The organism is Candidatus Latescibacterota bacterium (assembly GCA_020633725.1).
Lineage (GTDB): Bacteria > Krumholzibacteriota > Krumholzibacteriia > JACNKJ01 > JACNKJ01 > VGXI01.
This window is the reverse complement of record JACKDC010000001.1, coordinates 802274-822072: the sequence shown is the minus strand read 5'-3', so window position 1 is coordinate 822072 and position 19799 is coordinate 802274. Positions and strand designations below refer to the sequence as shown.

At 69.9% G+C, this 19799-nt stretch carries 13 protein-coding genes; 4 read left to right on the top strand and 9 right to left on the bottom strand.

Annotation, left to right across the window (positions count from 1 at the left end; genetic code table 11):
* Positions 1 to 9 precede the first annotated feature (9 nt).
* From H6693_03625 to trpS, 3 genes are all read left to right on the top strand, one after another.
* Positions 10 to 780, top strand: coding sequence for an electron transfer flavoprotein subunit beta/FixA family protein (locus H6693_03625; protein MCB9515259.1), 771 nt, complete (start codon positions 10 to 12; stop codon positions 778 to 780).
* A gap of 27 nt (positions 781 to 807) precedes the next feature.
* Entirely contained in the window at positions 808 to 1791 is a 984-nt protein-coding gene (locus H6693_03620; protein ID MCB9515258.1) for an electron transfer flavoprotein subunit alpha/FixB family protein, read from the top strand.
* A 370-nt stretch (positions 1792 to 2161) separates the two neighbouring features.
* Positions 2162 to 3139 (top strand): tryptophan--tRNA ligase, encoded by a 978-nt coding sequence (gene trpS / locus H6693_03615; protein ID MCB9515257.1) that lies wholly within the window; start codon positions 2162 to 2164, stop codon positions 3137 to 3139.
* Between the two features lie 12 nt (positions 3140 to 3151).
* On the opposite strand, the gene H6693_03610 is transcribed toward trpS, so the two are convergent.
* The 8 genes from H6693_03610 to H6693_03575 are packed head-to-tail and all read right to left on the bottom strand — an operon-like array spanning position 3152 to position 17933.
* Entirely contained in the window at positions 3152 to 4078 is a 927-nt protein-coding gene (locus tag H6693_03610) for a hypothetical protein (GenBank protein MCB9515256.1), read from the bottom strand.
* 17 nt (positions 4079 to 4095) lie between these two features.
* Positions 4096 to 5430: an energy transducer TonB gene (locus H6693_03605; GenBank protein ID MCB9515255.1), complete on the bottom strand. Its 1335-nt coding sequence runs from the start codon at positions 5428 to 5430 to the stop codon at positions 4096 to 4098.
* A complete protein-coding gene (locus H6693_03600; protein MCB9515254.1) occupies positions 5427 to 5849 on the bottom strand; it encodes a biopolymer transporter ExbD in 423 nt (140 codons plus the stop codon). Before H6693_03600 ends, H6693_03605 begins: the two co-directional genes overlap by 4 nt.
* A 1-nt stretch (position 5850) precedes the next feature.
* Positions 5851 to 6276: a biopolymer transporter ExbD gene (locus tag H6693_03595; protein ID MCB9515253.1), complete on the bottom strand. Its 426-nt coding sequence runs from the start codon at positions 6274 to 6276 to the stop codon at positions 5851 to 5853.
* A complete protein-coding gene (locus tag H6693_03590) occupies positions 6276 to 6902 on the bottom strand; it encodes a MotA/TolQ/ExbB proton channel family protein (protein ID MCB9515252.1) in 627 nt (208 codons plus the stop codon). Before H6693_03590 ends, H6693_03595 begins: the two co-directional genes overlap by 1 nt.
* 39 nt (positions 6903 to 6941) lie before the next feature.
* Positions 6942 to 9932: a tetratricopeptide repeat protein gene (locus H6693_03585; GenBank protein MCB9515251.1), complete on the bottom strand. Its 2991-nt coding sequence runs from the start codon at positions 9930 to 9932 to the stop codon at positions 6942 to 6944.
* A 10-nt stretch (positions 9933 to 9942) separates the two neighbouring features.
* On the bottom strand, positions 9943 to 11193 hold the full coding sequence (locus H6693_03580; GenBank protein MCB9515250.1) for a PorV/PorQ family protein: 1251 nt from the start codon (positions 11191 to 11193) through the stop codon (positions 9943 to 9945).
* A gap of 17 nt (positions 11194 to 11210) precedes the next feature.
* Positions 11211 to 17933, bottom strand: coding sequence for a hypothetical protein (locus H6693_03575; protein ID MCB9515249.1), 6723 nt, complete (start codon positions 17931 to 17933; stop codon positions 11211 to 11213).
* Between the two features lie 410 nt (positions 17934 to 18343).
* Between H6693_03575 and H6693_03570 the strand changes: the two genes are divergently transcribed.
* A complete protein-coding gene (locus tag H6693_03570) occupies positions 18344 to 19237 on the top strand; it encodes a hypothetical protein (GenBank protein MCB9515248.1) in 894 nt (297 codons plus the stop codon).
* On the opposite strand, the gene H6693_03565 is transcribed toward H6693_03570, so the two are convergent.
* Positions 19221 to 19790, bottom strand: coding sequence for a phosphatase PAP2 family protein (locus H6693_03565; GenBank protein MCB9515247.1), 570 nt, complete (start codon positions 19788 to 19790; stop codon positions 19221 to 19223). The two genes, H6693_03570 and H6693_03565, sit on opposite strands and share 17 nt — an antisense overlap.
* Positions 19791 to 19799: the final 9 nt, after the last annotated feature.

Here is a 19799-nt window from a genome sequence, read left to right as displayed (position 1 = left end):
AGGAGGATCATGAAGATCGCCGTGATGGTGAAGCAGGTGGCCGACACCGCCGCGCGCATCGAGCTGGCCGACGGCGGCGGCGCCGTCAAGCTCGACGGTGTGCAGATGGTGCTCAATCCCTACGACGAGTTCGCCGTGGAGCAGGCCATCAAGGTGAAGGAGGCGAGCGGGGGCGAAGTGGTGGTCTTCAACCTCGGGCCGGCCGGCGCGGACGAGGCCGTCAAGACGGCCCTCGCCATGGGCTGCGACCGCGCCGTCCTCTGCCGCGACGACGCGGTGGGCGAGCTCGACGCCGCCGGCGTCGCCGCCGCCCTGGCCGCCATGATCAAGAAGGAGGGCGGGTTCGACCTCGTCTTCTGCGGGAAGCAGGCGACGGACGGCGACAGCCACCAGGTGGGCCCCGCCGTCGCGCAGCTCCTGGATTTGCCGGCCGTGACCTTCGTCACGTCCTTCGCGCTGGCCGACGGCGCGGCGACGGTGGGCCGCGAGGCCGAGGGCGTCCGCGAGACGCTCAGCGTCAAGCTCCCGGCCCTCTTCACCTGCCAGAAGGGCCTCAACGAACCCCGCTACCCCAGCCTGCCTGGCATCATGCAGGCGGCGCGCAAGCCCAAGGAGACGCTGACCCTGGCCGACCTTGGCGTCGACACGTCGCGGCGCGTCCAGCGCAAGGGCCTCAGCCTGCCGCCGCCCCGCGCGGCCGGCAAGATCCTGAAGGGGGAGATCCCCGATCAGGTGAAAGAACTCGTGAAGCTGCTGCGCGATGAAGCCAAGGCCGTCTAGCGACGTCGGGAGGAAAAGGACATGGCGATGACATCGATCTGGGTCTACCTGGAGTCCAAGGGCGGCAAGCTGAGCAAGGGCTCGCTGGAGGCCCTGGGCGAGGCGCGCCGGCAGGCCGACGCCGGCGGCGGCACGGTGACCGCGCTGCTCTTCGGAGCGGGGCTCGGCGACATGCCGGCCGAGGCCGGACGGCGGGGCGCCGACCGCGTGATCACCGCGGAGGACGCCGCCTGGGCCGACTTCAACCTGGAACTGCACCTGCACCTGGCGATCCGCGCCCTCGCGGGCAGCGACGCCGATCTGCTCCTGATGAGCGTCGGCACGCACACGCGGGAGCTGGCGGCGCGGCTGGCGGCCCACCTGGGCGCGGGCCTGGCGGCCGACTGCGTCGAGCTGAGCCGCGACGGCGACACGCTGCTCTTCAAGCGGCCGATCTACGCGGGCAAGGCCTTCGAGACCGTCGCGCTGGAGGGCAAGCCCGCCATCGCGACCCTGCGTCCCAACAACTTCGCGCCGATGCCCGCAGACGCGGGCCGCAGCGCGAGCGTGGAGCCCCTCGGCGAGAGCCTCGACGCCGCCGGCCTGCGGGTGGTGGTGAAGGAGGCCGTGGCCGCCGCGGCCGACAAGGTGCCCCTCGGCGAGGCGAGCATCATCGTCTCGGGCGGGCGCGGCATGAAGGGGCCGGAGAACTACGCGATCCTCGAGGAGCTGGCGGGGGTGCTCGGGGCCGCCGTGGGCGCGAGCCGCGCCGCGGTGGACGCCGGCTGGCGTCCCCATGCGGATCAGGTGGGGCAGACGGGCAAGACCGTCAGTCCGGTGCTCTACATCGCCTGCGGGATCTCCGGAGCGATCCAGCACCTGGCGGGGATGAGCTCCAGCCGCTTCATCGTGGCCGTGAACAAGGATCCGGACGCGCCGATCTTCAAGGTGGCCGACTACGGCATCGTGGGGGATCTCTTCGAGGTGGTGCCCCTGCTCACGGAGGAGTTCAAGCGCGCGCTGGCGTCTTGAAGTTGCCCGAGCTTGACCGCCGAAAGGCTTGGGAGTGATGGGGTTGCGGTTCTGCACGGGCGGCCGGCTGGAGGCCGCTCGAAGGCCGGAGGGGAAAAGGAAAACGAGATGGCCCGATGGACCATCCCGCTTTCCAGAGAGCAATCCCTATACCCAACCTTGAAAGGCAATGGTATAAGTCTTTGAAATGTCGCCATTTACCGCCTGCAAGCAGCGCCTGGCGACAAAGAGATACTAGCACAAGCTCTCCGGCCGTGCAAGCGGCGCCTACCGCAATTGCCCCGGGCGGGGAGCCATTTTTTCAAGTGCCTGCAACACAGTGAGTTGTGGGCCTGCCCGGGGTCCCGCGGCCCCGGGACGGGAGACGGCCATGAAGCGGGTTTTCAGCGGCATCCAGCCCTCCGGCGAGCCCCATCTGGGCAACTACGCTGGGGCGCTCATGAACTGGGTCCGCCTGCAGCAGGACTACGAGTGCATCTACTGCGTCGTGGACTACCACGCGATCACGCAGAGCTACGAGCCGGAAGTCCTTGGCAGGCGCACGATCGACATGGCGACGGCCATCCTGGCGGCGGGCGTGGATCCGGAGCGCGCCACGCTCTTCGTGCAGTCGGCGGTGCCCGAGCACACGGAGCTGGCCTGGCTGCTCAACTGCGTGACGCCGCTCGGCGAGCTCGAGCGCATGACCCAGTTCAAGGACAAGTCGGCGCGCAACCGCAAGAACATCAACGCGGGCCTGCTGAACTACCCGGTGCTGCAGGCGGCCGACATCGTGCTCTACAAGGCCGCGCTGGTGCCGGTGGGCGAGGACCAGGTGCAGCACCTGGAGCTGAGCCGGGAGATCGTCCGGCGCTTCAACGCGCGCTTCGGCGACGTCTTCCCCGAGCCCGAGCCGCTGCTGAGCACGGCCAAGCGCATCCTGGGCCTGGACGGCCAGGCGAAGATGAGCAAGAGCCTGGGCAACACGCTGGCGATGCTGGCGGAGGAAGACGAGATCTGGGAGAAGCTGCGGCCGGCGGTCACGGATGCGCGGCGGGTCCGTCGCAGCGATCCGGGCGAGCCCGAGGACTGCAACATCTTCACGATCCACAAGGCCTTCACTCCGGAGGACAAGCGCGCCGAGCTGGCGGCGGGCTGCCGGGGCGCGACCATCGGCTGCATCGACTGCAAGCGCGTGCTGGCCGACAACCTGAACGCCGACCTGGCGCCGGTGCGCGAGCGCTATCGCGAGCTGCAGGCCGCGCCGGAGCGGGTGCGGGAGATCCTGGCGGCGGGAGCCGAGCGCTGCCGAGCCCTGGCGCGCGAGACGCTGGCCGAGGCCCGGCAGGCGATGGGTTTGCCGCGCTAGCGGGCGCCGTGGCTACTTGCCGCGCCCGTCCTTGAGCAGAGTGACGCGCAGGAGGCCGTCGCGGCCGGGGGGGTTGCCCTTGAAGGCCAGGCCCTCGAAGGCCACCTGGTCCTCCGCCAGGAGCAGGCGCTCCTCCAGCTGACCGGCCAGCCACTCCGCCCGCGCCGCGGCGAGGTCCTGGGTCTCGGCCCAGGCCTGCACCTGGATGGCCCGCTCCGGGGCGTCCAGGATCTCGCGCAGCATGCGGTCGATGCGGCCCTCGGCCTCCTCCAGCGGCTTCTGGCTCCGCTTCTCGAAGAGATCGTGCCCCGACGCCTCCACGCGCAGGTTCTTGCCGTGGCTGTAGGCGACGAAGGGCAGCGAGAAGGTGCTGCCGGCGTACTGGTAGCGGTTCGTCCCCGAGTCCTCGATGGTGAAGAGGAAGGAGTAGGGGAAGCCGGGCTTGAGTTCCTCGTCGTGGTCGCCGCGGCCGTCCCAGGCCAGCTCGAGCGGCGGGACGCCGTCGCCCTCCATGCGCCGGAAGACCTCGCCGCGGTAGTCCGTGATGTCCAGCTGCCAGTGCTTCACGTCCGCGCCGGCGCTGAAGTCCGTGCGGAAGGTGGTGACCGGCGCGCGGCTGACGGGACGGCTCCCGAAGCTGGGCACCACCGGGCAGTCCACGCGCTCGGTGTCGAAGAGATAGGGATTGAAGCTCTCCATCGGCGCGTACTCGAAGAGCAGCTGCTCCACCTCGGTGGTGCCCTCGTCGAGGTCCTCGGGGGTGGGGTGGAAGTCCAGGTCGGTCTTGTCCACCTCGAGGCGGAACTGGTTGTCGTCGATGACCTCCATCTCCTGCACCGTCGCGGCGTCGTGCTCGGGGTCGGCGGCGGCGTCCCCCGCGTGCGCGGGAGCGGCCAGCAGCAGGGCGAGGAGGGCGAACGGGATCGTGGACTGTCGCATGGCTGTCTTCACTCCTGTCAGCGCAAACGGAAGACGATGGTGAGCACGCCCCACTGCTCGGCGGTCGAGCCGTCCGGCAGCGGGCTGAAGCGCCAGTGCTCGAGGCAGCGCTTCGCGGCCTCGTCCAGCACCTGGTAGGGGCTGGCCTGTTCGACGAAGACCTTCTTGATGCTGCCGTCGGGCCGCACGGTGAAGTAGACGCTCACGGTGCCCTGCCACCCCTGGCGCTTGGCGTCCTCGGGGTAGTCGGGCGCGACCGAGGACAGCACCTCCCGGCCCAGGATCGGACCGCTGAGCGTCATGGAGACGCCCTTGCCGGCCTTGTCGCTCGGGCCCGGCTGGGCGGGCGCAGCCTCCTCCTCGGCGGCGGGAGGGGGCGCGATGGTCTTGGCCAGTAGTTCCGCCGGGCGCGGCCCGCCGGAGGAGGCCTTCAGGCTGCCGCCGCGGGTGACTGCATCCGCGCCGCCCCGCGACACCAGGCCCGTGCCACGGCTCGGCTCCACCACGCCGCCGCCCACGGGGCCGCCGTCGCCGACGCCGCCCGGCATGCCGCTCTTCTGGAGCGTGGCGAGCGATTCCAGGCGATCCCGGCTGCCGTCCTTCGTGACGAGATTGCCCGAGGGGAGCTGGCCCTGGTAGGCCTGCTTGCCCTCGGCCAGCGTGCCGCCGCGCAGGTCCGCGTGGCCCGTGGCCACGCCGCCCTCGGGCACCGAGAGGGTGAGCGCGCCGCCGGCGAGGCCGGGGCCGCTGTCGTCCACCTCGAAGAGGGCGCTCTCCGTGAGGCGCGACTTGCGTCCCACCAGCACCTGCCCCTTCAGGTCGACGTCCTCGCTCGCCATGCGCACCCGCTTCGGATTCTCGGTCAGGCCCGCGGTGAGGAGCACCTCCTCGTCGCTGGACCGGGGCACGGCCGGGGCCGCGTCGCGGCGCTGCCGCGACTTGAGCACGGCCTTGGCGAAGGGATTGGGCGCCTCCAGGGGCGCGGGCTTGGGCAGGGGCACGTCGCTGAGCTCGGGCTGGGGAGGCAGACCCTTGGGCTCGGCTTTGGCGAAGATCGAGCCCTCGAGCTTCGGCGCCTCGGCCGGCTTGGCCTGGACCGCGGCCACCTTCTGCGGCGCCACCGTGACCTTCTTCGCCACTTCCTGCCCGTAGCGCTCCTCGATGTAGGAGATCTCCGTCAGCTTGACCGTGTCGTGCACCTTCTTCGCGCCGCCGATGCCCAGCAGCATGAAGAGCAGGACGTGCAGGCCGGTGCTGACCACGAAGGACGTGTTGGTGTCCGAGAACACCCCGCGGCGCGAGGCGCCGTGACGGTCCCGCTGGTCCAGCCGGTGCGGGTTCTGCGGCTTCACTGCGCGGCCTCCCCGTTCTTCTGCTCGGTGGCGAGCGCGATGCGCGGCGCCCCGGCGCGCTGGATCGCGGCGATCACGGCCTCGACGTCACCGTAGGCGATGCCCTGGTCGGCCTTCACCACGGCCATGCTGGTGGGCTGCTCGGCGAAGGTGGCCGCGAGGGTCGGCTCCAGCGTCTCCAGCGTGACGGCCTCCTGCCCGACGACCAGCGAGCCGTCCCGGGCGAAGAGGATCTCCACCTTGTCCTGGTCCTCGGTCTCGGTGGTGGTCGCGTCGGGCAGGTCCACGTCGAGCTCGGGCTTGTTCAGAAAGGGGCTGATGATCATCAAGGTCAGCACCACGACCAGCGAGACGTTGATGATGGGCACCACGTCCGTCTTCGGCGTGGGCAGCCCGCTGTGCTTGTGCTTTCTGGCCATCTCAGGGTCCCTTCACGCGGTTGAGCAGGGCCAGGCCCTGGGCTCCGTTCTGCTTGAGGACGTCCATCACGCTCACCACGTTGCCCAGCAGCACGTCGTCCTCGGGCACGACGATCACCGTGCGGTCCTCGCTGCCGGCCAGGCGCTCGCGGGCGATGGCCGCGAGGCCGTCGAGGTCCACGAGCTCGCCGTCCACCTGGATGCTCGCCGCCGTGACGAGCACGGTGAGCTTGTCGTCCGCGCTGTTCTCCTTGCGGGTCACCTCGCGGGTCTTGCTCGCCCGGGTGGCGTTGACCTGGATGCCGCTCCAGAGCAGGGCCGGCATGGTCATCAGGAAGACCACGATCAAGGTCGTCACCACGTCGGCCAGCGGCGTGACGTTGGCCTCGGCGATGCCCTCCGGGTTGATGCGCCTTCTGCGAGCCATCACTCCACCGGCCGGCTGTTGACGTACTTCCAGAACATGTTGCGGGCGTCCTCGGCCTCCGTGTTGCGCACGCGGATGGTGCGCGTGAAGGCGTTGTAGAAGACCGTGGCGATGACGGCCACCACGATGCCCGCCGCCGTCGTGAGCAGGGCCTCGGAGACGCCCATGGCGATCACCGAGCTGCCGCCGCTGCCCGTCACCGCGATGTCCTTGAACGCGCGGATGATGCCGACCACCGTGCCGAAGAGGCCCAGCAGGGGCGCGATGTTGGCCAGCGTGCCCAGCACGATCAGGTTGCGCTCCATCAGCACCTGCTCCTTCTCCATCTCGGTGTCGAGGAGCTGGTCCACCTGGTCGCGCCCGGCGCTGAGGTTGTCGAGGCCCGCGCCCATGATGCGGCCCAGCGAGCCGCTGCCGCGCTGGCAGTACTTGGCGAACTCGCCCAGCTGGTTGCGCGCGAGATGCTTGCGCATGGTCGCCTTGAACTCGTTGGCCGAGTAGCGCGTGCGCATGAAGTAGAGCCAGCGCTCCAGGGCGAAGGTGACCACCAGGATGCTGCAGAAGATCAGCACCAGCATGGTGGGGCTCTTCAGGAGCAGTTCGGTGAGGCTGTCCACACTAAGCATGGTCTCTCCTTTGCGGGTCCGTCCGGGCTGAGGGCCGGGCTACTGCGCGCCGGCCTGTTGAAGTTCCTGATCGAGCGATTCCATGCGCTCGCGCGCAAGGGACGCCCATTCGGCGTTGCTGTCGTTCTGGGCGATGCGCTGGTAGGCCTTGCGGGCCTGGGCGAGGTCGCCGGCCTCTTCGTGAATGCTCGCGATGCGGGCGAGGGCGGCGATGCCGTGGTCGTCGGAGAGCGCGCCGGGCACGTCGGCCGCCGCCGCGTAGGCCGCCAGGGCCTCGTCCGTGCGGCCGAGCTTGCTCAGGCACTCGCCGCGCTCGTACTGGATCTGCACCACCGGGGCGCCGGGCTGCTCGGCCAGCGTGCCGTACATGTCGAGCGCCTTGTCGTACTCGCCGGTCTCGTTCTGGTAGACGTCGGCCATCTGCAGCTGCACTTCGAGCCGCCGCTCGTGGCTGGCGTAGCGCTCGAGGAAGTCCTCGCTGTTGCTGAGGAAGGTCCGCCACTGCTCGAGCTTCCGGTAGCAGAGGCCGGCGTTGAAGAGGCCGAGCGGGGCCATCTCGTCGTCGGGATACTGATCCGCGAGGATGAGGAAGTGCCCGGCCGCCTCGGCGTACTTCTCCTGCACGTAGAGGATGTGCCCGGCCTTCAGCAGCGCCGCCGCCACGAGGGGGCGGTCCGGATAGGTGGCGGTGAAGTTCTCGAAGCCCGCGCGGGCCGCGTCCATGTCGCCCAGCGCGAAGCGCGACTCCGCCAGGTAGAAGAGCGCGTCGGGCGCGACGTCCGAGTCGGGGTAGCGCAGGGTGATGGCCTCGAGCCGCTTGGCCGCCTCCTCGTAGCGCTCCTCGCGGAAGGCCTCGCTGCCCTGCTCCCAGAGCACCTCGGCGGCGAAGGTGGCGTCGGGATTCTGCTCGACGTAGGCGAGCATGTCCTTGCCGCTGCGGAGGAAGCAGGCCTGCAGCGCCTGCTGGGCGTCCGCGAGTCGCCCGCCGGCCGGGTAGTCGTCCAGGTAGCGCTGGAAGAGCTGCGCGGCGGCGTCGTAGTCGCCCTGGTTGTAGACGCAGTTGCCCTGGTTGAAGAGGGCCTCGGAGGCCTGCGGGTCGTCGGGGAAACGCTGAGTCAGCTGGGCGTAGACGCCCTGCGCCTCGGTGTAGGCCTGCAGGCCGAAGAGCGTATCGCCCAGCTTGCGCAGCACGGCGGGCGTGTCCGGGTAGTCCGGCTGCTCGTTGAGCACGCGGCGCCAGCGGCCGACGGCGTCCTCGTAATACTGCAGCGCGTAGAGGCACTCGCCGCTCTGGTAGAGCGCCTCGGCGGCGGTGTCGCCCTCGGGCTTCGTGGCCAGGAACTGCTCGAAGAGCTCCAGGGCCTTCTTGTACTCCTTGCGGTTGAAGTACATGCCCGCGGCCGCCAGCGCGTTGCCCGGGTCGCTGCTGGCCTCGTTGGAGATCACCAGCAGGTAGCGCTCCTGCTCGATGGCGGCCTTCTGGTCCTCGCCGAGGCGGCTGTAGCTGGCCGTCACGCCCTGGAGCGCGAAGGGCGCCACGTCGCTGAAGGGGTAGTCGTTCAGCACCAGGCGGTAGAGGTCCGAGGCGTCCTGGTAGAGGCCGAGGTCGTAGTAGCTCTCGGCGATCAGGTAGTAGGTGCGCGCGCGCCAGGGGTTGGGCGTGGGCAGCAGCTTGCGCGCCATGTGCCGGTAGTTGGTGACGATGCGGTTGAAGTCCTGCTCGCCGTAGTAGGACCAGGTGAGCAGGAAGAGGGCCTTCTCGCCGAGGTCGGTGGCCGCGTGGGTGTCCAGGAGCTTGCCCAGCAGCGAGCGGGCCTGGCCGGTCTCGCCGAGCTCGAGGTAGTCCAGCGACTGGATGAGCTGGACGCGCCCCTCGAGGGGGTCGCCCTCGTAGCGGTCCATGAACATGTGGCCGAGGCCGATGCTCTGGTTCCAGTTCTGGTTGCGCGCATAGTGGTGCATCATGCGGAAGAGAGCGCTGCTGCTGGTGCGGCCCTCGGGGAAGGTCTGGAGGATCGCGCTGAAGGCGTGGTCCGCCTCGCTCTCGCGCCCGAGCTGGAAGTAGGCCAGACCCTGCAGCATGAGGACCTTCTCGCGCAGGGTGTCGTCCTCGGGGAGGTCGGCCAGCAGGGCGTCCAGGCTGTCCAGCGCGCGGTTGAAGTCTTCCTCGCGGAACAGGATGGTCGCCAGCTTGAAGCGTGCGGCCAGGGCGTGACGGCTGTCGGGATGCGCCTGGAGCACCTCCTCGAAGGCGCTGCGCGCCAGGGCGCGCTGGCCCGAGCGAAGGAAGCTCTCGGCGATGGCGAAGCGGACGTCCTCGGCCAGGCTCGTCTCGGGATAGCGCACCAGGAGCTGGCGGTACTGCTGGATGGCCTTCAGGTACTGGCCTTCCTCGCCGAGGGTGCGCGCCGTGTAGAAGCGCGCGCGCTCGGACTCCACCTGGCGGAAGAAGTCGCGCGCCTGCTCGAGCTCGCCCTTGTGGTAGTGATAGACGCCGTAGGCGAAGCGCAGCTCGGGCCGCTCGCCGTAGCCGGGCCAGGCCTCCACGAGACGGTCGGCCGTCTCCTTGAAGTCCTCCCACTCGTTCAGCGCGACCCAGGTCTGGGCCAGGGCGAAGCGCGCGTCGCGGGCGAGGTAGCTCTCGTCGCCGTCCTCGACCTTCTCGAAGTACTTGGCCGCCTCCGCGTAGTCGCCCTGGGCGAAGGCGCACTGGCCCCGGCGCAGGAGCGCGCAGGCGTCCAGGATCGCACGGTCGCCGCTGGCGCCCTTCACCTTGGCGAACTCCTGGTCGGCGGCCTTGAGCTCGCCGAGCTGGAAGAGGCAGTCGCCGGCCATGTAGCGCGCGCGGGCGCAGTGCTCCGAGCCGTCGAACTTCTGGTAGACCGCGCGGTAGGCGTCCACCACGGCCATGCTGGGACCCTTGCGGGCGAGCAGGGCGTCGGCCTCGTCGATGAGGGAGCTGGCGCTCTCCTGGGCCGCGGCGGACGTGGCCACGAAGAGCGCGAGCGCGAGCGGGAGTCCTTTCCACATGGTCTGCACCTCAGTTCACTTCCAGCTGGACGGGCGTCTTCAGGGCCGGGTCGTAGTCGCGGATCTCGACGTTCAGCTCCTGGGTCCAGGGATCGCCGAACTCGTCCAGGACCACGACCACGACGCGGTAGCTGCCGGTGCTCACCAGACGGCCCTGGTCGTCGCGGCCGTCCCAGGAGTAGGTCTCCGGCGGCTCCTTGCTGCCGCGGGCGCTGTGGCGGGGCTGGCCGTCGTTGTCGTAGATCACGAGCTCCCAGCCCTTGGCCTTGCCGCGGAACTGGCTCTTGAGCTCGAGCTCGACGCGATTGCGCTCGCCGCTGGGCGAGAAGCGCGCCGTGTCGCTGCTCAGGCTCACGCCGAGCGGCACGCCGAAGCGCCAGGTGAAGCTCAGCCGGTGCGACAGGCCGATCGGCGTGTCGCTGACGGCATAGTCGAGCTGCCAGGCCCCGCTGCGGTAGCCGCCGCCGGCCGCGTAGCCGTTGCGCATGGTGTCCCAGCCGCTGCGCAGCGCGAAGTTGCCCAGGCCCCAGACCTCGATGCCGGTCTGGACGCCCAGGGGAGCGTCGCCCACGCGGACGAGGTCGAGCGTGGACAGCACGCGGCCGTCACGCAGGTGGAGGGCGCCGCCCGCGCGCACGGTGAGCGGATAGCTCTCGGCGGTCTGGAGCAGCGTGATCTCCGGCGCCAGCACGTTCTGGACGAGGAAGCCGAAACTGAAGTGCCGCGCGGGACGGTTGAAGACGGCCAGGTCGAGTCCCGACCCGCTGCCGCTGTAGCCGGCCAGGCTCTGGTTCACGGTGCGATAGCTCGCCGCCAGGCTCACGCTGCCGAAGCGGCGGGCGAAGCTCACCTGCAGGCTGTTCTGCGTCTCGTCGAAGCTCTCGCCCGTGTCCTCGAGCAGGCTGCTGCGCTCGAAGCCGCCCGAGCTGAGCAGCGCGCCGGCGACGCCCAGCGTGCCGAAATGCCCCAGCGGCTGGACCAGGCCCAGGTACTGGTAGCGCGTCTCGGCCAGCAGCTCCGCGTGGAAGAAGAGCAGTTCCGTGCTGCGCACCTGCTCCATGCCCGCGGGGTTGTAGAAGAGGGCGCTGGCGTCGTTGGCGAGGCCCGTGGAGGCGCCGCCCATGGCCAGACCCCTGGCGCTGGCTCCGAAGCGCAGGAAGGTGCCCGGCTGACCGCCGGAGGCGTCCTGCGCCGCCGAGGGCGACGCCGCCGCGAGCAGCAGAGCGCTCAGGACCAGGATGCGGATGCTCGTCGTGTTCACCGTGTTCACCTCGCCTGCTACTTGACCACCGCGATCTTGCGTCGCAGGAGTTCGCCGCCGGTGCGGACGGTGCAGAGATAGCCGCCGTTGCCCACGATTTCCCCGCGCCCGTTGCGGCCGTCCCAGGGTACCTGGTAGGTCTGCCCGTTCTGGGTGCCCAGCTCGTGGGTCCAGACCAGGTTGCCGAAGTGGTCGTGGATGCGGACCACGGCCGTGCCGTCGGCGGCGGCGCGGAAGAGGATGACGGTCTCCTCGCGGCCCGCCTGGAAGGGGTTGGGCCGGTTGCTCACCGGGTGGTCGGCGGCGAGATCCGCCCCGAAGACCACGGTGAAGGTCTGCACGTTCTCGCGGTTGCCCTTGATGTCGTCCGCGTAGTAGCTGAGCGTGTGCTGCCCGTAGGCGCCGATGCCCAGGTCCTCGAAGCTCAGCGGTTCGAAGTAGAGGTTCTGCGGCAGCGCCTCCGGCCCCAGGTCCACGCCCCAGTAGGTGCGGTAGAGGCCGATCTCGCTGGAGCTGCTCAGGGCGAAGCGCGTCTCCGGCGTCACCATGACGCCGTGGCTGGTCTCGGCATTCGTGCCCAGCAGGGACAGCTCGGTGAGCGGGGGACCGATCACCGCGATCTCCACGAGGCGCGTGGGCAGGTCGCGCACCGACACCTGGACGACGAGATCCTCGCGCCCGCCCGTCGGCACGCGCACGACGTTGCTGGCCGTGCCCAGGTTCCCCGTCAGCACCGAGTCGGCCGTGAGGACGCCGTCGCCGCTGAGCAGGGTGAAGGCCACGGGCTCGCTGAGCACGTTGTTGCCGAAGAGGTCGGTGAGCGCGGCGGTGATCGCCGTCGCCTGGCCCACCTCGAGCGTGCTGAGGTCGGCGGTGACGCTCAGGTTTTGCGGCGGACCGTGGTGCACCTGGATCGGATCGGTGAAGACCACCACGCCCTGCTCGTCCGTGATGCGCAGGTAGATGGGCTCGGCGGCCGTGTAGGACTCGGTCAGCGTGCAAAGCCCCGCGTGGGTGCTGCCGGCCGTGAGGGCCAGCACGCCCGCGCCGAGGTCGCCCGTGTTGTGGTTCACGGCCTCCACCGTGAAGGAGCGGTCGTCGCTGGTGACGCGCTGTCCCGTGGAGGTGTCGATGAGCTCCAGGTCCACGGTGAACGACGCCGGCGGACCCACCGTGGCGGTGACCGGCGTGGTCACGCGATAGGTGACGTCCTCGGGCACCATGTGGATCACGTCGCTGAAGCTCTCGCGGCCCTGGTCGTCCGTCACGCGGATGACGATGTCCTGCACCGTGGCGTAGGTCTGCCCACCGATGGACAGCTCGCCCGCCGCCAGCACGCCGCTGGTCACGCCGAGCTGGTCGAGGGCCGTCTCGTGGTTCGGCAGCAGCGCCGTGAGGTAGACCTCGTCGTTGGCCGCGGTGATGAGCGTGCCGTCGTCGCGCACCAGACGGATCGTCATCGGCCAGCTCGCCGGCGGTCCGGCCTGGGCGATCGCGGGCACGCTGATCTCGTACTGCGCCTCGCCCACGGGGATGTTCACCGAGTGGGCCAGGACCTCGGGGTTCTCCGTGTCCTGCGCGAAGACGATGATGCTGCCCTGGTTGTGGATCACCAGCGCGTAGTCGCCGATGCCGCCGATGAGCGGCGCGCCGTTGTTGGGCGGATTGCCGTCGCGCACGCTGCCCTCGGAGCTGCTCAGGGTCACCGCGCCGGCGTTGAAGGTCTCGATGAGGTTCCAGTACTGGTCCGTGGCCCGGACCTGCACCATGAAGGGCACCTCGGCCTGCTGCAGGATCGGGTTGCCGGTCTTGCCGGTCTGGGAGCTGACGCCCGGCACCGGCGTCTCGCCCGGCGCGATGAGCTGCAGGCGCTTGTAGCCGTCCGGCAGCATCACGATGGTGTCGGAGATGCCCACCACGCCGCGCTCGTCGTGCACGCGCAGGTAGATGTTCCCGGCGCCGGTGTAGGTCTCGTTGAAGCTGCAGCGGCCGTCGTTCAGCACGTTGCTGCCCACGCTCCAGGAGCCCGCGCCGAGCTGGCCGGTCTGGCCCGAGTAGACGTCCACCGCGAAGGTGGTGTCCTGGCTGGCCACCACGAGCCCCGTGCCCAGGTCGAGCAGGCGCACGGTGACGGGGAAGCTGGTCGGGCCGCCCACCGTGGCCGTGTCGGGTACGCTGACCTCGTAGACGAGCCCGCCGGGCTGCATGTCCACGATGTCCGTGTAGCCCACGCGGCCCACGTCGTCCATGACGCGCAGGATGATCGGCTCCACGCGGTCGTACTGCTGGCCGTTGATCACGCGCACGCCGGCGGCCAGCGTCTCGTCGGTGATGGCCAGGTTGCCTGCCGCCACCGAGAAGTCGGGGTTCAGGGCGGTGATGCCGAAGCTGTGGTTGGCGTCGGGGGCCGGGTCGCCGGTGACCGGATCGATCATCTCGACGATCATCTGGAAGCCGGGGTAGCCGGTCTGCGGCGCCGGGTTCGACAGCGTGATCTGGTACTCGTAGCCCGGCGTCACGGGGATGGAGACCGTCTGTCCGGGGGGCGCGGTGTTGTCGTCGTCCCAGGCGCTCAGATCCACGGTGCCCTGCGCGTCCAGGTAGAGCTGGAAGGTGCGGCGGCCGTTCACGTAGGGCGACCCCATGGCGGGCGGGTTGCCCGGCCCCACGCTGTTGTCCGTGGAGCTGAACATGATGGCGCCCTCGTTCACGGTGCTGACGAGGTTCCAGAACTGGTCCACCGCGCGGACGGTCACCGGGAAGGGGATGCGGCTGCGCTGGGTGTCCGGGACACCCTCCTTGCCGGTCTCGGCGAAGGCCTCGACGCCCGGCCGCACCTCCTCGCCCGGGGCGAGGATCTGGAGGCGCTTGTAGCCGTCGGCGGTCACGGTGAAGATTGCGCTGTTGCCCGTGAGGCCCTGGTCGTCCTCCACGTGCACGTAGACGTTCTCCGCCCGGCTGTAGCTCTGGTTGAAGAGCACGTAGCCGGACTCGAGGCTGGCCTCCGTGACGCCGACCATGCCGAGGCCGGGGGCGCCCGTGGCCGAGGCCCAGACGCTCACGTCGAGATCGCGGTCCACGTCGATGCGCGTGCCGGTGTCGACGTCGCGCATCTCCACCGCGATCGGGAAGGTGCTCGGCGGACCCGCCACGGGGTTCGCGCCCTGGCCCAGCGCGATGCGGTACTCACGGCCGTTGCTCAGCATGTGGATGGGCTGGCTGTAGGCGAGGCGGCCGGCGTCATCGCTGACGCGGATGATGATGTCCTCGACCGTGTTGTAGGCCTGGGCCGGGATCGTCACCACGCCGGCGCTCAGCGTGGCCTGGCCGACCCAGAGGGTGCTGCTGGCCGGGTCGAGGTTGCTCTTGAAGGCCGTGATGTCCACGGTGTTGTTGGCCGCCGTCTCGGGCATGCCGAGCGAGTCCACCAGGCTCACGGTCATGCCGAAGGTCTGGGGCGGGCCGACGCGGGCGCTGTCGGGCGTCGCGATCAGGTACTGCGCGCCCTGCTGCAGGCTGATGGTGACGGCCTGGGGCAGGATGTCCAGGTTGTCCAGCGGGTTGACCTCCACGGACACCGCGCCGCTGGCGATCAGGAAGATCGGAAGCGTCAGGCTGCCGCCCGAGAGATTCTGGCCCTGGTTGGGCGGGTTGATGTCGTCGAGCGCGCCGTCGCTGCTGGTGAGCAGAACGTGCTCGTCGTTGTTGGGCACCTGGTTCCAGTACTCGTCGACGCTGCGCACCTCGATGTCGAACTGCAGACTGGTGGTCTGCAGGTCCGGGGTGCCCAGCTTGCCGTCGGACTCGTAGCCGCCGGGGTTGGGGGTCTCGCCGGGGGCGATGATCTGGAGGCGAGTGAAGGGCCCCGGCGCGATCTCCACCGTGGAGGTGTCCGCGCGGTCGGGCCAGGTGACGTCCGCGATCGCCAGGTCCTGGTCGCCAGCGGTGCGGAAGTAGAGCTCGGAGCTGGCGCTGCCGTTCGGCTGCAGGACCACGGGGTTCGCCGTGGTCACCACGCTGTAGCCCGTGCTGCTGAGCTGCACGGACGGCTGCGTCGCCACCTGGTTGAAGAAGGCGTCGACGGCCAGCAGCGTGGCGCTGAGGGTCTCGCCCGCGTCCACGGGGAAGGGCACGCCGGCCTTGCCGCTGCCGATGCCCGGCGTGTGCATCTCGCCGGGCAGGATGAGCAGCAGGTCGCTGTAGGCGCCGGCCAGCACGTCGAAGGCGTTGCTCACGCCCGTGCGTGCGTAGGCGGCGTCGGTGACGGTGAGGGTCACGTCGCTGCCGGCCTTGAAGACCTGCAGGCCGCCGCGCCAGACGCCCAGCTCCGCGCCGGGCCAGGTGCCGCCGTCGCTGAAGTCCACGCTCATGGGGGCGAGGATGCCGTCGCCATGGCTCACCGTGAGCAGGCCCGTGCCGCCGTAGGTGGGGATGTGGTTGCCGAACTGGTCCCGGGCCACGATGGTCAGGTCGCTGAGCACCTGGCCGGCCACGAAGTCGGGGATCGGGTCCAGGGGATCGTTGGGCGTTGGATTCGTGCGGCTGTTCACGCCCAGCGTGAAGTGATCGATCACGCCGGCCTGGAGCGGGACGGCCGTGAAGGCCTCGGCGCTGCCGTTCATGTCCTCGGCGTGGACGGTCTGGAAATTCGGGTCGGCCAGCGTGCGCAGGGTCACGTTGAAGTTGCCCGACGACGCCGACAGTAGCTGCCCGGGACTGGGCAGCGACGCGGCGCCGTCAGAGCTGGTGAAGCGCAGGCTGATGGGCAGCGACGGATCGCTCTCGCCCACGGGATTCCAGAAGGCGTCGGTGGCCACCACGGTGACCGGGAAGGCGATGCCCGCGTCCTGGTGGTTGCTGTCGCCCAGCTTGCCGTCTTCCTCGATGGAGTCGAAGATGCCCGGCGCCAGGGTCTCGCCCGGCGCCACCACGGCCAGGCGCGCGTAGGCGGCCGGCGAGACCTGGATCGCGTCGCTGGTGCCGCTCACGCCCTGGGAGCTGGTGATGGTCAGGGTGCGCGAGCCGAAGGTGCGGTAGATGACGTCGATGTTGGTGGCGTTGCTCACCGTGAAGTTGTTGTCGGCGAAGGCGGGCAGCTGGAAGTAGCCGTCGCCGCTGCTTGCGCCCACGAAGTGCGTGCCGCCCACCATGTTGAAGTACTCGTCCACGGGGCGGACCACCACCGGCGAGACCGTGAGTCCCGCCGTCGTGGGGTTGGGCGTGCCCAGGTTGCCGCTGAAGCCGGGCGTGCTGAGGCCGGGGGCGTAGGTCTGGCCGGGGAGCGTGACCAGGAAGCTGGCCAGCGGTCCCGGATTCACCTGGAAGCTGCCGCTGGTGGACGAGGCGCTGCCGCCGCTGTCGCAGACCAGCGCGCAGGAGAAGAAGCGGCGCGTCACCTGGATGTCCGTGTCGAGCTGGCCCGCCACGAAGGTGCTCGTGCTGCTGAGGATGTAGTCCTCGCTCTCCTCGGCGCCGTAGCGCACGCGCAGCGAGACCGCGCCGTTGTAGGGGAAGCGGTTCTCGTAGAAGTCGCGCGCGGTGATCTCCACGTTGAAGGGCTGGGTCGTCACCTGGACGTCCAGGGTGTCCCAGATCGCATAGTTGAACTCGAAGTGGTCGAGGTTCTGCGGATCCACCGTGAGGTAGCTGTTGCTCACATCGCTGATGGAGCCGCTGGCCGTGGCGCTCACGCTGTGCGTGGCCGCGGTGATGAGCCGGAAGTACTGGTCGCTGAGCGTGTTGCCGCTCATGGCGCCGCCCGGGGGCAGCTGCACCTGGGGATGGCCGTCCGAGCAGCTGTAGCTCAGGGTGAAGGGCAGGCCCGGGTCGCTCTCGAGCACGGGGTTCCACCAGGCGTCGACGGCGTAGACCGTGGCCGCGAAGGGGATGCCCGCGAGCTGATGCGTGGGGGTGCCGCTCTTGCCCGGAGGCACGCCAGGCGTGAGCGTCTCGCCGGGCAGGACGAGCACGATGCCGTCGAGCGCCGCGGGCCAGAGCGGCGTCACCACGGCCGTGCCGCGGGGATAGCTCGACTGCCCGGGGTAGATGCGACCGCCGGTGGCGGTCACCACGTTCGAGCGGGTCAGCGGATCCGTGCCGAGGAACTGCACGTTCACCGAGGCCTGTCCGTGATCGAAGCTGCCGCCGCTGACCAGCTGGGTGGGTCCGGGGCCCAGGTGGCCGATCTGGGCGGCCAGGGTGACGTCGTCGGCGAAGTTGCCGATGGGCACGCCGAACTCGTCCACCGCGATCAGCGTGATGGGGATGTTCTGCCCGACCCACTTGTCGCCCGAGGGCAGGCTGATGTTGAAGTGGTCAACGAAGGGGTAGCAGTTGATCCACTCGTAGCCCTTGGGGGCGGTGATGTCGTCCACCGCGCGCGCCTCGAGCTGGATCCCGGTGCCGGGCGCGTTGAAGACCACGTTGTCGAACTGGACCTCGCCGTTGACGATGTAGCGGTCCGGCGGCAGCGTGGCGGCGTGCGTGGTGTAGAGCTCGAAGAGCAGGGCGTTGACGCTGGTGTCCACCGAGCCGTCGCCGTTCATGGTGCGGACGCGCACGCTGAAGCCCTGCCCCAGGGTGACGGCGGGGTTCCCGTCCACCATGACGGCGTCGATCACCGTCAGCTCGGTGTAGTCCCAGGCCTGGGCGGTCGTCGCGCCCATGCCCAGAAGCAGGGCGGCGAAGGCCAGTGCGAGCCCGAGACCGAAGGTGCTACGCGCCGGGATACGCTGCGGCATCAGATGCCTCCACTCGGCGAAGTCTATGGGGGGCCGTCGCAGCGAGACGCTGCGAGGGATTGCCACCTGCTTCCAGAACTGCCGCATTGGCGCCGTGCCTGCGGGAGTCCAGTTCACGGCGACCCGGACTGCAACCGTTATGCCACCGGCAAAGTCTCGAGTTAGTAAGGAGTTGAGAGGCGTTCCTCACCCTTGTCGGAAAGCTCACGGCGGGCTGGGAAGGTCCGGGGACGCCTCGGGCCAAGGGCCGGTCAGTCTCCATTTGCACGATGCACATCGCCAGCCGTCAGCCCGCGCGTACGCCGCTTGCGAGGCGATCCCGCAACTCGTAAACTATTCCGTGAGGATCTGGAAACCTTGCCGCCCTCGGCGGCATCCAAGGGCCTGAACCCGACACCGTGGAGTCATCGATGCGACGCGCCGCCCATCTTCTCGCTGTGACCCTGCTGGCGGCCTCGCCCGCGGTCGCCGGCGCCGCGCTCATCCAGGTGCCCGGCGAGGTGGGAACGATCCAGGCGGCCATCGACGGCGCGAGCGACGGGGACGTCATCCAGATCGCCCCGGGCACCTACGCGACCTCGCTCGTGCTTCGCGGCGGCGTCACCCTCGTGGGGGGCGGGCCGCGCCCCGAGGACACGGTGCTGAGCGGCTCGTACATGCATCCGCTCATCAAGCTGGAGGGCGACAGCCGTCCGGCCCGCGTGGAGAACCTGACCCTGCGCGACGGCTTCGGCTACAAGGGCGCGGGGATGGAGCTGCAGGGCGCGGTCCTCGACGTCTACCGCGTGCGCTTCGTGAGCAACGCGGCCGCCCTGGAAGGCGGCGCGATCTACGCCACGAGCTCGCTGCTGACCCTGCGCGAGTGCCTCTTCTACGCGAACTACGCGCAGGGCGGCGAGGGTGGGTCCATCTACATCCAGGGGGACGACCAGACCGGCCGCGCCCACGTGGTGGAGAACTGCACCTGGGCGGGCAACGCCGGCTGCTGCGGAGGCATCTCGCTGGTGATCAGTGACTGCCGCGTCGAGGTGACGAACAGCATCCTCGAAGAGGTGACCTGTCTGGCCGGCGGGGACGGCTACTTCGCCTGCAACAACGGTACCTTCTGCGGCACCGACGGCGGCGGCAACTTCTTCGCCGATCCGCGCTACTGCGGCTTCGAGAACGCCGACTGCCGCCTCGAACCGGAGTCGCCCTGCCTGCCGGAGAACAACCCCGACTGCGGGCTCATTGGCGCCTTCGGCGGCTGCGGACTCACGGCCACGGCCGAGACGAGCTTCAGCGCCCTCAAGTCCCTGTACTAGCGGGCTTCACGGCGAGTCGCGGCGAGCGCGCAGCCAGCCAGGCCATGCCCAGCGCGAGTCCCATCCCCCAGATCCAGCCGGCGAGGACGTCCAGCGGGTAGTGCACGCCCACGTGCACCCGGCTGTAGGCCACCAGCACGGGCAGCGCGAGGACGAGCGCGCGCCGCCAGCGCGTCACGCCGAGGGCCAGGAAGGTGCCGGCCGCGCCCATGTTGGCCGCGTGGGAGCTGGGGAAGCTGAAGCCGGGGCCGCAGTCCACCAGCACGCGCAGGCCGGGGAGATCCGCGTGGCAGGGGCGCGGGCGCGCGAAGAACTCCTTGAGCAGCTGGCTCGACGTGCTGTCGCTGATCGCGATGAGCGGCAGCAGCCAGAGCGCGCGACGCCGCCAGCGCGGGCCGCAGGCCAGCAGCAGGAAGAGCCAGAGGGCGAGCAGGGGGATGCGCACCGGCTCGTCCTCGGTGATGAAGACGAAGAAGGCGTCCAGCCAGTGCGGCCAGGGGTGGGCGTTCAGCCCCAGCATGAGGCTGCGGTCGAGTGAGGCGAGCCAGTGCATGCGCGCAGC

What these genes read in the sequence shown, in the direction of transcription:
- H6693_03625 (MCB9515259.1), top strand. Translation starts at nt 10, where the DNA reads ATGAAGATCGCCGTGATGGTGAAGCAGGTGGCCGACACCGCCGCGCGC.
- H6693_03620 (MCB9515258.1), top strand. Translation starts at nt 808, where the DNA reads ATGACATCGATCTGGGTCTACCTGGAGTCCAAGGGCGGCAAGCTGAGC.
- trpS (MCB9515257.1), top strand. Translation starts at nt 2,162, where the DNA reads ATGAAGCGGGTTTTCAGCGGCATCCAGCCCTCCGGCGAGCCCCATCTG.
- H6693_03610 (MCB9515256.1), bottom strand. Translation starts at nt 4,078, where the DNA reads ATGCGACAGTCCACGATCCCGTTCGCCCTCCTCGCCCTGCTGCTGGCC.
- H6693_03600 (MCB9515254.1), bottom strand. Translation starts at nt 5,849, where the DNA reads ATGGCCAGAAAGCACAAGCACAGCGGGCTGCCCACGCCGAAGACGGAC.
- H6693_03595 (MCB9515253.1), bottom strand. Translation starts at nt 6,276, where the DNA reads ATGGCTCGCAGAAGGCGCATCAACCCGGAGGGCATCGCCGAGGCCAAC.
- H6693_03590 (MCB9515252.1), bottom strand. Translation starts at nt 6,902, where the DNA reads ATGCTTAGTGTGGACAGCCTCACCGAACTGCTCCTGAAGAGCCCCACC.
- H6693_03585 (MCB9515251.1), bottom strand. Translation starts at nt 9,932, where the DNA reads ATGTGGAAAGGACTCCCGCTCGCGCTCGCGCTCTTCGTGGCCACGTCC.
- H6693_03575 (MCB9515249.1), bottom strand. Translation starts at nt 17,933, where the DNA reads ATGCCGCAGCGTATCCCGGCGCGTAGCACCTTCGGTCTCGGGCTCGCA.
- H6693_03570 (MCB9515248.1), top strand. Translation starts at nt 18,344, where the DNA reads ATGCGACGCGCCGCCCATCTTCTCGCTGTGACCCTGCTGGCGGCCTCG.
- H6693_03565 (MCB9515247.1), bottom strand. Translation starts at nt 19,790, where the DNA reads ATGCACTGGCTCGCCTCACTCGACCGCAGCCTCATGCTGGGGCTGAAC.